We start from the raw sequence: 12,657 nt of genomic DNA on the forward strand, positions 1-12,657 counted from the left end.
CGCTGTAAACACATCCATGTGCGCTATGCTTCGCCATCCTTGGCTCAGAATGCCTTTCACAGCCTATTCAGCCCCTCGCTTAGTTTTGCATCAGACTGTGATTAGTAACGTAAAAATGGGATTAAAAACCTAGTGATAAACCGCCGTTATAGGTTAGGCCTAGGTAGGTTAGGATTTGACGTTCCTCATTTATAAATTGATAGCCATTGGCCTGGCGTGCTGTGATGCCTTCGGGCAGTATTGAGGTTTTTGCTAATACGAGTACGGGTGAGCCCTGATTGTCTTCCCCAATCAAATTTACGATTTTGGCTCTTGGTCGCTCTGGTGAAACCGTGATGATGTCGATTTGCTCGGCAATCTTCGGGTAATATTTTAAATACCCGACCACCATGGCACACGCTGGGCAGAATCTAACTAGGCCTTCTTTTACGAAATTGTGAGCGTCTAATAAATATAAGGTGTCTTTGTTCATGAAAATTCCGTATGACTGTATGTTTTGGTGAATGTTAACCTTTCATTTAAAGCTGAGTCTAACTGAACAAGTCTTTTAGCAGCGTTATTGCCGCTGGGGTTTGGTTGTCTTGCGGTATTTGTAAAAAGTAGCTGTTGTTGGTTTTTATTTGTATCGGTGATGGCGTAATCAGGCGACCGCTTTCCAGTTCATGAATGGCCAAATTTACATCCCCGACCACAATGCCAAAACCTCTTGCTGCTGCACTGGTTGCCATGTCTAATGTGGCGAATATTTGATTGCGCTCTGCTTGAACATTTTCATGGCCTGTTCCGGCTAGCCAGAGCTGCCAATCAGCATGCTCTTGGTTGGCGTGCAGCCAAGTATGCTCTGTGAGGCTTTGCAGAAGATTGGCACTATCAAGAGTTTTAGCAATGTCAGGTGTGCACATGGGCGTCAGCACTTCATCTAGCAACCAGTGTCTATCGGTTCCTTGGCTTATTGAGCGGTGGCCAAAACATATTGCAGCATCGAACTGTTCGGTTAAGAAGTTTACATCATGTTTGGTTGTCGAGGTGAGTTCGACTTCTAAGCTTGGATGCCGGCCATGAAAATCTGCCAATTTAGGCATCAACCAATAGGTAACACAACTTGGTGCTTTTAAGCGTATGCGGCGGTGGTTGGTGGCAAGCTGGTCTATCGAGTGCTGAATTCTTTGCAATGCTTGGCTTATTTCTGGCAGCAATTGGCGGCCCGCGCTGGTCAATGCCAAACCTCTAGCTTGCCGATGAAACAGCGTAACCCCAAGCTCTTGCTCAAAATTTGAAAGCTGACGACTAATAGCGCCTTGCGTCAAATTTAAGGTCTCGGCGGCATGCGTTATGTTGAGGCTTTGGGCTGTGGTAACAAACGCCAACATTGCCTTACTTGAGGGTATTCGAGCCATAGGCTTAACCATGAAAAAATTGCATGGCTAGCATGACAATAATTCGATTCTTAATCAACCAGATGCTGACTATAGTCGAGCGGATTTCTATTAATTAATAGGCATACGCCTTGGTTGGTCTAGATATATCATGAATAACTTAATTTCAAGCTTGCTCCCTGAGTCAATAAAAAACCTCATACCTTACCAATCAGCTCGTCGCATTGGTGCGACCGGTCATTTGTATCTCAATGCAAACGAGCTTGAGCAACCTTTACCCTGCAGTAATCCACAGCAGCCCTTAAATCGTTACCCTGATTTTAAACCTCAGCAATTAGCCGAGGCTTACCTAGACTTTTGTCAGGTTGAAGCCGATTGTTTGGCCGTGCGCGGTGCCGATGAAGGCATCGAACTTTTGGTTCGGACCTTTTGTGCCCCGGCTGTTGATAACATACTCATTTGTACGCCTACGTACGGCATGTATGAAATTTGCGCTACCGCTTCAGGTGTGGGGGTTCACCGCGTTCCGTTGACGGCTGACTTTGAATTAGACATACCCTCAATTGAGACACTGCTGCCAACAACCAAGCTCATCTTTATTTGTGCACCGAACAACCCAACCGGTAACTTGCTCGATTCGTCGTCTATTCGTCATTTACTTGAAAAAACTAAAGAGTCTCATGTGGTTGCTGTTGATGAAGCTTATATCGAGTACAGCGAACAAGACTCGGTATTGCCTCTACTGGCGGAGTTTCCAAACTTAGTCATTATTCGCACACTGTCTAAAGCCTTTGGTCTAGCTGCGCTTCGTGTTGGTTTTGTTGTCGGCAGCCCTGTCATGATTAACGCCCTTCGTAAACTCATTGCGCCTTACCCAATCCCTGACCCTTGTGCAGATATCGCCATTGATGCATTGCAACCAAGCAATGTTGAACAGATGCGAGCCGCGGTTAAAAAGCAGAACAAGATAAAGCAACAATTTTGCGATCAGTTGAGCGAATCTGAATGGGTTGAACGGATTTACCCGAGCGCAACTAACTTTGTGTTAGTTCGCTTTAAGCCAAGCCTTAACCCTTTTGACCTTTTAATTGCCGAAGGCATTGTCACTCGTAACCAAAGTCACGAACCTGCGCTGCAAGATTGTGTGCGCATTACCATTGGCTCCGAACAAAGCATGGCAGAAATCATATCTGCCCTTAATAACAAAAAGAGAGAAATATGATGAAAAAATTAGTAACCATTTTAGCACTAGCCACTGCCTGCTTATCTGCTCCAGTCATGGCAGAAACTGTAAAACTGGGTTCCGACTTCACCTACCCACCTTTTAACTATAAAAATGAACAGCAAGTGCCTGTTGGCTTTGATATTGAGATTGCAGAGGCCTTATGTGCTGAAGCAAAATTAGATTGCGAATGGGTCACCATGGGCTGGGATGGACTAATTCCAGGTTTATTGTCCCGCAAAATTGATGTCATCATGGCTTCTATGCGCATCACCGAAGACCGCCAAAAACGAGTACTTTTTACTGACCGTTACTATAAAACTCCAGCACAATTCGCTGGTCGTTCAGATCGAACTTTCGATGTCAGCGCTGAGGGCTTAAAAGGCCTAAACATTGGGGTTCAGCGCGGCACCATTCATGATACTTATATTTCAGATAAATTTGGCAACGATGTAAATATCTTACGTTATGACGGCCAAGCCGAAGTTTACATGGAACTTGTTAATGAACGTTTAGATTTGGTATTTGCTAACTCTGATCAATTAGCCTTAAGCTTTTTAAACACTGAAGACGGCAAAGCTTTTGAGTTTGTCGGCAAGCCAGTCACAGACGAAGCATACGTGGGCAAGGGCACGGCACTCGCCTTACGCAAGCGTGATACAGACCTAGCAGAAAAGTTTAATGCTGCCATAGCCACCATTCGAGCCAACGGTACTTACGATGAAATAGCCGAAAAATATTTTAATTTTGACATTTATGGCGACTAATTAGCCATTTTTAAGCCATGGCGACGTAGCGTTGCTATGGTTGTTTTAGAGCTAGATCTTGGTTACTTCCTATCTTTATAGTGGCGTATTTTAAAAATTAGATTATACTAATATTAAGGTGATTTACTAGAGTGCTGGGTTATGTGCGAACTATTTGGCGTTTCAGCAAAGCATGCTACCGACGTACAGCAAACGTTAACAACCTTTGCTGAACATGGCGGTTTAACTGGCCCACATAAAGACGGCTGGGGTATTGCCTATTATCAGGGTCATCAAGCTTGGTTAGAAAAAGCACCTGAACAAGCTTCAGACTCTTCTACGCTTAACCGTATTCAAGCCCAATCGCCTGAGTCTTCTCTAATTATTTCTCATATTCGCTTAGCGACTCATGGCGATGTTTGTCTGCAAAACACCCAGCCTTTTTCGCATCAATTAGATAGGCAATCGCTCGTCTTTGCCCACAATGGCCATGTTCCAAAAGCCCAAGAAATGGCTCTCGAACTACGCTATTCACCAGAGGGAACTACCGATTCAGAGGTTGTATTTTCTGCGCTACTGGAAATTATTAGTTCGCTATCAACCTTAGATTTTGATGCAAAGAGAAATAAGATAGAAGAATTTTTACGGAGTTTATCGCCATTAGGGCCACTAAATATACTCTTTAGCGACGGTGATTATCTCTATGCGTTCTCCAACAAACGCACCCAAGCCAACGGTGAAATTTCCGCACCCGGCATGTATATGATTTGCCGCGCTTGCTCGACACAGAATGCTTTAAGCGCCAGTACAGAAGAATCTACCGAGAATCAACAAGAGTTAGTCTTGTTCGCCAGCGTTCCGCTTTCGGATGAATCGTGGCTGCCTATGCAACCGAATAAGTTATATATTGCTAACGACGGTGCGTTAATTCAGGACCGTAGGTTTGCGCCATAAATTGCAACGACTCTTTAATAAGCCGACGCAACACATCGACGTCGACATCATCTAAGCTGTTAATATACAGACAAGACTTACCTGTTTTGAACTTTCCAAGCTTTGTCATTAAATCTGGATAGGCATCAAAGCCAGCCATAATGTAAACAGAAAGTGCAGCCTTGCGATTGGCAAAACCAGTACGCATGAAGTCGCCTTCTCGACCACTCTCATATTTGTAATGATAGTTGCCAAAGCCAACGATGCTCCCCCACATGACAGGCTCGCAACCACTTTCTTCGCACATAATTTCAATGAGTTTTTTACAATCGGACTGGCGAGTTTTGTTTTCAATTGCATCTATATAATCTGCGACTGATTGATCTGTTGGCTTAGTTTTATTCTCTGTTTTTGCCATCTTCTTACTCACGGTTTCATGAAGCTTTAAGATTACAGCAACTTATTCAAAGTGCATAATAGAGCAAACTACCTACGCCAATACTGCGGCGTTAAAATAACCAGCAAGGTAAAAATTTCGAGCCGCCCTAATAACATTGCAAAGCATAATATCCACTTAGCGGTATCGGGAATTGAACCGTAATTCAGCGCGACCTCTCCTAAGCCAGGGCCTAGGTTATTCAATGACGAACCCACGGCTGACCATGTGGTAACGAAGTCTAAGCCTGTGGCCAGCAAGCCAAAAAATATGACCGCGTAGGCCATGATATAAACACTAAAGAACCCCCAAACAGATTCCACCACCTTGTTGTTAACAGGGCGATTACCTAGCTTTACTGAAAAGACACCGGTTGGGTGAATCAAACGTTTAATTTCTCGTACACCTTGCTTCAAGATAAGCAGAACCCGAATGGCTTTCATACCACCGGCCGTTGAGCCTGCTGAGCCACCGATAAAGGAAGCCATAAATAATAGAAATGGTAAGAATAGGGGCCAAATAGAAAAATCAGCGGTGCCAAAACCAGTCGTGGTGAGCAAGCTAACCGATACGAACATTCCGTAGCGTACTGAATCAGATGCTTCATAGGTTTTTGTTGCCCACAGCACTAACGCTGCGGAAACCATCAGAATGACAGCAATTGTTAAAAAGAATCGATATTCTGGATCGTTAAGATAGTGACGAACCGTTTTTGAACGCCACGCGGCAAAATGAAGCCCAAAATTTGCAGAAGACAATATCATAAAGAGAATTGCGATCATCTCAACGGCTGCGCTATCAAAGTACCCAATGGAGGCATCGTGCGTTGAGAAGCCACCAATTGCGACTGTTGAGAAACTATGAGAGATAGCATCAAAAGGCGTCATCCCGGCAAACCAATAGGCCACGCCACAGACGATGGTTAGGGTTAAATAAATATACCAAAGGGCTTTGGCGGTTTCAGCAATTCTGGGCGTGAGCTTACTGTCTTTCATGGGTCCAGGTGTTTCAGCACGGTAAAGCTGCATGCCTCCAATGCCCAACATAGGTAGCACCGCAACGGCCAAAACTACGATACCCATTCCCCCTAACCACTGCAATTGTTGGCGATAAAACTGGATACTTTTGGGTAGTTGGTCAATGCCGGTTATCACTGTAGAACCGGTGGTGGTTAAACCACTGAATGATTCAAAAAAGGCATCGGTATAAGATAAATCGAACGACGGCGCTAAAGATAACGGAACAGAACCTGCAACTCCTAGTACAACCCAGAACATCACCGTGATTAAAAACCCATCGCGAGTTCTTAACTCTTTATGCCGATTACGAACCGGATACCACATAACAAAGCCGGCACTGAGTACCAATAAAAACCCCAGTACAAACGCATTATGCGCCCCATCGTCATAAATCAAAGACACCGCAGCAGAGGGCAGCATGGTCAAGCTGAATACCATCAGCAATAGACCAAGAATTCGTATAATTAATCGAAACTGCATAGTGTCTGTAACCTATTAAAAGAATGAAAAACCAACTTGGAATAAGCGTTCAACATCGACAGTACGACGCTTGTCGATCAAGAATAAAATGACATGATCGCCCGACTCAATAATTGTGTGGTCATGGGCAATAATCACTTCCTCTTTACGGACAATAGCGCCGATGGTGCAGCCTTCCGGCAAATCTATATCTTCCACGCTTCGGCCGACTACTTTTGAAGATTTTTCATCGCCGTGGGCAACCGCTTCAATCGCTTCAGCCGCACCTCGTCGCAACGAATAAACGTTGACAATATCACCACGGCGAACGTGAGTTAATAAGCTGCCAATCGTGGTTTGTGAAGGAGAGATGGCGACATCAATATCGCCGCCCTGCACTAAATCTACATAGGCAGTGTTATTAATAAGAGTCATTACTTTGCGGGCACCTAAGCGCTTAGCAAGCATAGATGCCATGATGTTAACTTCATCATCGTTGGTCAATGCGAGAAAAACATCAATGTCTTCGATGTTTTCGTCGAGCATCAGATCTTGATCGGATGCATCTGAATTCAACACGATCGTTTGCTTTAGGTGATGGCTTAGCCACTCACTGCGCTCTTCATCGTGTTCAATTAATTTAACCGAATACCTGTGCTCAAGTGATTTGGCTAGGCGATAACCAATGTTGCCACCGCCGGCAATCATAATGCGCTTATAGTTGCTTTCTTTACGACGTAGCTCACTCATGACGGCGTTGATATCCGCTTTAGCGGCGATGAAAAATATTTCGTCGTCGTCTTCTATTACTGTTGAGCCTTGTGGTGTTATCGCACGGCCTTTGCGGAAAATAGCTGCAACACGTGTTTCGATAGAGGGCATATGATGCTTCAAGAAACGCAGTTCCTGACCTACCAACAAGCCACCATGAACCGCCTTAACAGCGACCAACTGCAATTGACCTTGAGCAAAGTCGAGCACCTGTAATGCACCTGGGGTTTCTATTAGGCGCTGAATATAGTTTGTAACTAATTGCTCAGGAGATATAAGGACATCAATAGGAACATGCTCTCGCTTAAACAACCGATCCCCTTCACGGATGTATTGCGGGTCTCTGATCCGCGCGATCTTCATCGGTGTACGATAGAGGGTGTAGGCGACCTGGCAGGCGATCATATTTACTTCATCGCTGTTGGTCACAGCAATGAGCATATCTGCGTCTTCGGCACCGGCTTGCTTTAAGACATCGGGCAGTGATGCCTTACCGTTCACTGTACGTATGTCGATGCGGTCTTGTAAGTCTCTTAAGCGTTTGCCGTCAGAGTCGACCACGGTAATATCGTTCTCTTCTGAGGCTAAGCTTTCTGCGAGATTTCCGCCAACTTGCCCAGCGCCTAATAAAATAATTTTCACGCAACGCTTCCTAAAGTGAAGACTAATGAGTCATAACTTAAAATTATGCCAAATAGTACTCTGTTTTGATTCCGTTCGAACATCATTCGCTGAGTTTTTTACGCAGCAGCGCAAAATAGAAGCCATCGTGACCATTTTCCTGTGGCAACCATTGCACGCCAACCTCACTGGCAACATCGGCTTCTAGTTCAATTTCAACCAGTTCTGCATCGACATAATCTGCCAAAAACCGAACAACTTGGTCACTATTTTCATCGGGCAATATTGAGCAAGTCGCGTAAAGCAGACGCCCGCCCGGTTTAACTGTTTTCCACAGCTGTTCCAATATCGTGTATTGAACTTTAGCCAACGCTGCAATATCTGCTGACTTTCTGAGTAGTTTAATATCGGGGTGGCGACGAATAACACCGGTCCCGGAACAGGGCGCATCGAGTAATACGGCATCAAATGGCTCATCGTTCCACCATTGCGTTAAATCTCCTGCATCACAGGCGATTAAGTTCGCGGTTAAGCCAATGCGCTCTAGGTTCTCATTAACGCGAGTTAAACGACGTTCGTCAACATCTAAGGCAATCAGATCAATATCTGCACTTTCCAGCAAGTGGCCTGTTTTACCACCAGGTGCTGCGCATGCATCTAATACTTTTTCACCGTCTTGAACCGCAAGAATGGCCGCACACATTTGCGCAGCTTCATCTTGGACAGAAACATGACCTTGTTCAAAGCCGGGCAACGCAAACACTGGTGCAGGTGCAGCTAAGGTTACGCCAACCTTAGAATAGGCTGTAGCAAAACACTCCAAACCTTCTTCATCGGCCAACGCCAACCATTGATCACGGGTATTGTGACGTGCGTTGACACGCAAGGTCATTGGCCCCAATTCATTCGATTGAGTGCAGATAGCTTGCCAATGATCAGGGTAAGCCTTGCGTAAACGCTTGTTTAGCCAACCTGGAAATGAATCTTTTCGACGAAGATCGGCGATCATTTGTTCTTTTTCGCGTTGAAAACGGCGTAATGTGGCATTTAGAAGCGGTTTAGCCCATTGCTTTTTACCATCAACAGCAGCCTGTACTGTTTCATTGAGTGCGGCATGATCTGCAACTTCTAGTTGCCACAGCTGGTAAATACCCACCAGCAGCAACATGTGAACTAAACGTTCCTTTTCTTTGATCGGCTTTTCCAATAACCCGTTCGCCAGTTCGTCTAAGGCAAAATAATAGCGAGTAGAACCGTAAACAAGCTGCTGATAAAAGGCATGCTGGTCAGGGTCTATTTTTTCCAATAACGCTGGGATGAGGTCGTTCAGTGAACGGCCATGCTCAACCATTTGATATAAGGTTTCAGCCGCGGCTAAGCGGGTAGATAAGATCATTCAGATACTTCGCTATTTTGGTCGCCAAATAGAGGGTGCGCTTCAAATTGAGCTTTACGGGCATTTAAAACATCGGTGGCAGACATCGCTTTTTTACCTGGCATCTGCAATGTTTCGATCAATACCGTTCCATGAAGAGTGGCCACTTCAATGCCCGCTTTAGACATAGCAACGATGGTGCCGGGTGTTTTACCATTCGGCGCTTCAAGTGCTCGAGCTTGGTGGATACGAACGTTGTCGCCCTGCCATTGGCTATAGGCACCTGGCCAAGGGGTTAAGCCTCGTATTTTACGGCAAATCGCCTCTGCGCTCTCATACCAGTCGATCAGGCCTTCAGATTTTTCTAGCTTGTGCGCATAGTTCGCCAGTGAATCATCTTGTTTTTCAGGGCGAGCTGTGCCGGCCTCTAATTGTTGGCATGCTTCTATTAATGCAGGGCCACCTATAGAAATAAGTCGATCGTGCAGAACTTCGCTGGTATCTGTCGGCAAAATATCGCATTCGACCTTAACCAGCATATCACCGGTATCCAGGCCTTTATCCATTTGCATAATGGTGACACCCGTTTTTCCGTCGCCCGCTAACAAGCTGCGATGTATCGGTGCTGCGCCACGCCAACGTGGTAACAATGAAGCGTGTACATTAATACAACCTAACTTAGGCGCATCCAAAACCACTTGCGGCAAGATTAGGCCATAGGCGACTACAACCATTAAATCGGCGTTGAGGGCTGCTAGTTCAGCTACCGCCTCTTCCGATTTAAAGTTTACCGGTTGATAAACCGCGATGTCATGCTCAAGCGCCAAGGCCTTAACCGGCGATGCGACTAACTTACGACCGCGGCCTGCTGGCCGATCTGGCTGACTATAAACAGCGACAACATTGTGCTCACTGTTTATTAAGGTCTGTAAATGCTCTGCTGCAAATTCCGGTGTTCCGGCGAAGATAATGTTTAATGCCATTAACCACGTGCCGCCATCTTATGTTGCTTCTCTAGTTTCTTCTTAATGCGCGTGCGCTTTAGATTAGACAGGTAATCAACAAACAATTTACCATCTAAGTGGTCTATTTCGTGTTGAATACAAATTGCGAACAGATCTTCAGCGATAAACTTGAGCGATTCGCCGTCTTTATTCAGCGCCGTCACTTCAATTTTGTCAGAACGGGAGATTTTTTCATAAAAGCCCGGAATCGACAAACAGCCCTCTTGATACTCCATTTCTTCACCCAGTTTTACGTATTCTGGGTTAATTAGGACATGAGGTTCATCTTGATCTTCGGACACATCGACCACAATTAGCCGAATATGCTCATTCACCTGACTCGCCGCAAGGCCAATGCCAGGCGCTTCGTACATGGTTTCGAGCATGTCTTCAGCCAATTTTTGAATGCGTGCATCCACCTTTTCAACGACACTGGCTACGGTACGTAAACGGTCGTCTGGAAATTCTAAAATATCGAGTATTGCCATAACTTATTGATTCACCAACTATAATTTGACTAAATTCTCTTAACGAACCTACTGCAAAATGATACGCAGTTAACAAAATCACACTTTTAACAGATAGATTTGGCTTTAAGGTGTTTCGCTAAGCGATTGACTGCTAAACTAAAAGTGTTCACTCTTGTACCGTGTAGCCTGTATTATATCGGCCACAGGAATTAAATTAGCTTAGTGCCTACAACACCGAATTGTATAGGGAATCTGGCCATGAGGAAAATCATCGCTGCTTTAATTACATCCATTGTTATTACGGGGATGTCTTGGGCCGACGAATTAGTTATAAATGAAGACGTTCCAGAAAGGTATGTTGTCGTAAAAGGCGACACTTTATGGGACATTGCTGCCATGTATTTGCAAGATCCATGGAAATGGCAAGACATATGGTATTTGAACCCACAGGTTGAAAACCCACACTTAATTTACCCTGGCGACATTATAGGACTAATTACAGTAGACGGCCAAACACGCCTAACGCGCTTAACCCAAGGTGAAAATGCCAATACCTTAAAAATTAATACCGGACAAGCCGATGAAAACGGCGTCGTAAAATTACGACCTACCGCGCGCATTACACCAATATTTGGTGCAATTCCTGCTATTGCCCGCGAACATATAGAAGGCTTCTTATCGGGTAACCGTATTTTAAGCACACAAGAATTGAATTCAGCGCCTTATATTATTAGTGGTACGGAAGGCAGAGTTATCATGGGCGCAGGCGATACGGTTTTTGGGCGTGGTGAATTTAGTTCTTCACTACCGGTCTATCAAATTTACCGTATGGGCAAGCGCTATAAAGACCCATTTACTAAAGAAGGCATCGGTTTTGAAGCCATTGAATTGGGTCAGGCCCGTCTTCAAGACTTAGAAAGCGATATTGCGACTTTCTTAATTGAGCGCTCTAACCAGCAAATAGGCATTTCAGATCGTATTTTACCGTCTGATGAAACAACACTCGATACGTTCTTTTACCCTAGTGAGCCACCAAAAGACTTAGTCGGCGCTATTGTCGATGTTGCTCGCGGTGTTAAGTTCATCGGCCAGTTTGATATTATTTTGTTAAACGTGGGCGAACGAGAAGGCGTCGAAGCCGGTAACATTTTCCGAGTTTCACGCTTTGGCGATAAGGTGCGTGACCCTATCAATAATCAGAAGATTCAGCTTCCACTAGAAGACGGTGGCTTAGCGATGGTGTTCCGAGTATTTGAAAAGATGTCTTATGCTCTCGTTTTAGAATCTAAGATTCCTATGCGAATTGGTGACCGGGTTACAAACCCTGGCTTCTAATTAGTGCGAGTCTAAGGTAATGACATAATGCTCAGGCCATTGTCCTGAGCATTAAAGGTGGGGGTGGTTTGCCGTTAACAAGTGCTTTATTCCGATCTACTTTAGTTTTTATCTTAGTCATTGCTTTTCCCATCGGGAAAGCCCTAGCTGATACCATTAATATAGCAGCAGAAAACAGCTGGTCACCCTATTCAGACCATCTCGGTCTTGGCATTACACATGATATCGTCAGTGCTGCCTTTGCAGTTACTGGACATACAATTACTATTGAGGCTTTGCCTTACTCTCGAGTATTAAGACACACTGCAAACGGTGTTGCCGACGCAGGCTGGAATGTTACGCGCGAAAAAAGCACAGAGTCTATTTTTACTTTTGGTACGGAACCCTTATTCCAAGCAGTCGCCTCGCATTATTTCCCGCCTGGGCAAGCTAAACTGTTTAGCAACGCAAGAAACATCCCTGAAGGCACTAAAATTGGGGTAATGCTTAACTATGAATATGGTGATGATTTTTCGGCAAACATTTATCGCTTCGAACTTACTGAAGTAAAATCTCAAACACAGCTCATTCGTATGCTTGCCTCAGGTAGGATAGATATGGCGATCATGTTTGATGATATTGCTGAATTCACGTTGAAAGAAATGGGCTGGCCAAGCTCAGCTATTGTCAAAGGTAACTCTAATCACGTTAGTGATATTTATCTTGCCTTTAATAAAGATAGTAGCAAAAGCGTTCAATATGCCGCCGATTTAGATCGAGGTTTAAGGCAGATTAAATCAGACGATACTTTCAAAGAAATTTTCAGCACCTACCGTTAAAACACCCTTATCCGATATTTAGGCTACTCTAAAGAATTAAAGAACATTAACTATTTTCCGATACATAATGAA

13 protein-coding genes are annotated in these 12,657 nt (G+C 44.6%); 5 read left to right on the forward strand and 8 right to left on the reverse strand.

Going from position 1 to position 12,657, the window contains the following annotated elements:
* Window positions 1-121 precede the first annotated feature (121 nt).
* Window positions 122-472: a DUF3088 family protein gene (locus ACI882_RS09345; RefSeq protein ID WP_411743306.1), complete on the reverse strand. Its 351-nt coding sequence runs from the start codon at window positions 470-472 to the stop codon at window positions 122-124.
* Window positions 473-530: 58 nt separating this feature from the next.
* Window positions 531-1,397 (reverse strand): LysR substrate-binding domain-containing protein, encoded by an 867-nt coding sequence (locus ACI882_RS09350; RefSeq protein WP_411743307.1) that lies wholly within the window; start codon window positions 1,395-1,397, stop codon window positions 531-533.
* A gap of 130 nt (window positions 1,398-1,527) precedes the next feature.
* Between ACI882_RS09350 and hisC the strand changes: the two genes are divergently transcribed.
* The 3 genes from hisC to ACI882_RS09365 all read left to right on the forward strand — a co-directional run bounded on the left by hisC (window position 1,528) and on the right by ACI882_RS09365 (window position 4,298).
* On the forward strand, window positions 1,528-2,598 hold the full coding sequence (hisC, locus tag ACI882_RS09355; RefSeq protein ID WP_411743308.1) for a histidinol-phosphate transaminase: 1,071 nt from the start codon (window positions 1,528-1,530) through the stop codon (window positions 2,596-2,598).
* A complete protein-coding gene (locus ACI882_RS09360) occupies window positions 2,595-3,365 on the forward strand; it encodes a transporter substrate-binding domain-containing protein (RefSeq protein ID WP_411743309.1) in 771 nt (256 codons plus the stop codon). Before hisC ends, ACI882_RS09360 begins: the two co-directional genes overlap by 4 nt.
* A 141-nt stretch (window positions 3,366-3,506) precedes the next feature.
* Window positions 3,507-4,298 (forward strand): class II glutamine amidotransferase, encoded by a 792-nt coding sequence (locus tag ACI882_RS09365; protein WP_411743310.1) that lies wholly within the window; start codon window positions 3,507-3,509, stop codon window positions 4,296-4,298.
* Here ACI882_RS09365 and ACI882_RS09370 read toward each other — a convergent pair.
* From ACI882_RS09370 to def, 6 genes are all read right to left on the reverse strand, one after another.
* Window positions 4,255-4,695: a DUF1801 domain-containing protein gene (locus ACI882_RS09370; RefSeq protein WP_411743311.1), complete on the reverse strand. Its 441-nt coding sequence runs from the start codon at window positions 4,693-4,695 to the stop codon at window positions 4,255-4,257. The genes ACI882_RS09365 and ACI882_RS09370 overlap by 44 nt on opposite strands.
* Window positions 4,696-4,763: 68 nt before the next feature.
* Window positions 4,764-6,212 (reverse strand): TrkH family potassium uptake protein, encoded by a 1,449-nt coding sequence (locus ACI882_RS09375; protein ID WP_411743312.1) that lies wholly within the window; start codon window positions 6,210-6,212, stop codon window positions 4,764-4,766.
* 15 nt (window positions 6,213-6,227) lie between these two features.
* Window positions 6,228-7,604, reverse strand: coding sequence for a Trk system potassium transporter TrkA (trkA, locus tag ACI882_RS09380; protein ID WP_411743313.1), 1,377 nt, complete (start codon window positions 7,602-7,604; stop codon window positions 6,228-6,230).
* 82 nt (window positions 7,605-7,686) lie between these two features.
* The gene (gene rsmB / locus ACI882_RS09385; protein WP_411743314.1) at window positions 7,687-8,979 is read right to left on the reverse strand and encodes a 16S rRNA (cytosine(967)-C(5))-methyltransferase RsmB; all 1,293 of its coding nucleotides are present in this window, start codon (window positions 8,977-8,979) and stop codon (window positions 7,687-7,689) included.
* The gene (gene fmt / locus ACI882_RS09390; protein WP_411743315.1) at window positions 8,976-9,941 is read right to left on the reverse strand and encodes a methionyl-tRNA formyltransferase; all 966 of its coding nucleotides are present in this window, start codon (window positions 9,939-9,941) and stop codon (window positions 8,976-8,978) included. The genes rsmB and fmt overlap by 4 nt, the downstream gene beginning before the upstream one ends.
* Window positions 9,941-10,450 carry a peptide deformylase gene (gene def, locus ACI882_RS09395; RefSeq protein ID WP_411743316.1) on the reverse strand — a complete coding sequence of 170 codons (510 nt, stop codon included), beginning with the start codon at window positions 10,448-10,450 and terminating at the stop codon, window positions 9,941-9,943. The genes fmt and def overlap by 1 nt, the downstream gene beginning before the upstream one ends.
* Window positions 10,451-10,690: 240 nt before the next feature.
* Here def and ACI882_RS09400 point away from each other — a divergent pair, with 240 nt between their 5' ends.
* Entirely contained in the window at window positions 10,691-11,767 is a 1,077-nt protein-coding gene (locus tag ACI882_RS09400; protein ID WP_411743317.1) for a LysM peptidoglycan-binding domain-containing protein, read from the forward strand.
* Window positions 11,768-11,835: 68 nt separating this feature from the next.
* Window positions 11,836-12,585 (forward strand): substrate-binding periplasmic protein, encoded by a 750-nt coding sequence (locus tag ACI882_RS09405; protein WP_411743318.1) that lies wholly within the window; start codon window positions 11,836-11,838, stop codon window positions 12,583-12,585.
* Window positions 12,586-12,657 lie beyond the last annotated feature (72 nt).

Origin of the sequence: Reinekea sp. (assembly GCF_046710285.1) — a bacterium.
GTDB lineage: Bacteria > Pseudomonadota > Gammaproteobacteria > Pseudomonadales > Natronospirillaceae > Reinekea.

Excerpts from the sequence above, each read along its gene's own strand:
- ACI882_RS09345 (WP_411743306.1), bottom strand. The coding sequence starts at position 472 with ATGAACAAAGACACCTTATATTTATTAGACGCTCACAATTTCGTAAAA.
- ACI882_RS09350 (WP_411743307.1), bottom strand. The coding sequence starts at position 1,397 with ATGGCTCGAATACCCTCAAGTAAGGCAATGTTGGCGTTTGTTACCACA.
- hisC (WP_411743308.1), top strand. The coding sequence starts at position 1,528 with ATGAATAACTTAATTTCAAGCTTGCTCCCTGAGTCAATAAAAAACCTC.
- ACI882_RS09360 (WP_411743309.1), top strand. The coding sequence starts at position 2,595 with ATGATGAAAAAATTAGTAACCATTTTAGCACTAGCCACTGCCTGCTTA.
- ACI882_RS09365 (WP_411743310.1), top strand. The coding sequence starts at position 3,507 with ATGTGCGAACTATTTGGCGTTTCAGCAAAGCATGCTACCGACGTACAG.
- ACI882_RS09370 (WP_411743311.1), bottom strand. The coding sequence starts at position 4,695 with ATGGCAAAAACAGAGAATAAAACTAAGCCAACAGATCAATCAGTCGCA.
- ACI882_RS09375 (WP_411743312.1), bottom strand. The coding sequence starts at position 6,212 with ATGCAGTTTCGATTAATTATACGAATTCTTGGTCTATTGCTGATGGTA.
- rsmB (WP_411743314.1), bottom strand. The coding sequence starts at position 8,979 with ATGATCTTATCTACCCGCTTAGCCGCGGCTGAAACCTTATATCAAATG.
- fmt (WP_411743315.1), bottom strand. The coding sequence starts at position 9,941 with ATGGCATTAAACATTATCTTCGCCGGAACACCGGAATTTGCAGCAGAG.
- def (WP_411743316.1), bottom strand. The coding sequence starts at position 10,450 with ATGGCAATACTCGATATTTTAGAATTTCCAGACGACCGTTTACGTACC.
- ACI882_RS09400 (WP_411743317.1), top strand. The coding sequence starts at position 10,691 with ATGAGGAAAATCATCGCTGCTTTAATTACATCCATTGTTATTACGGGG.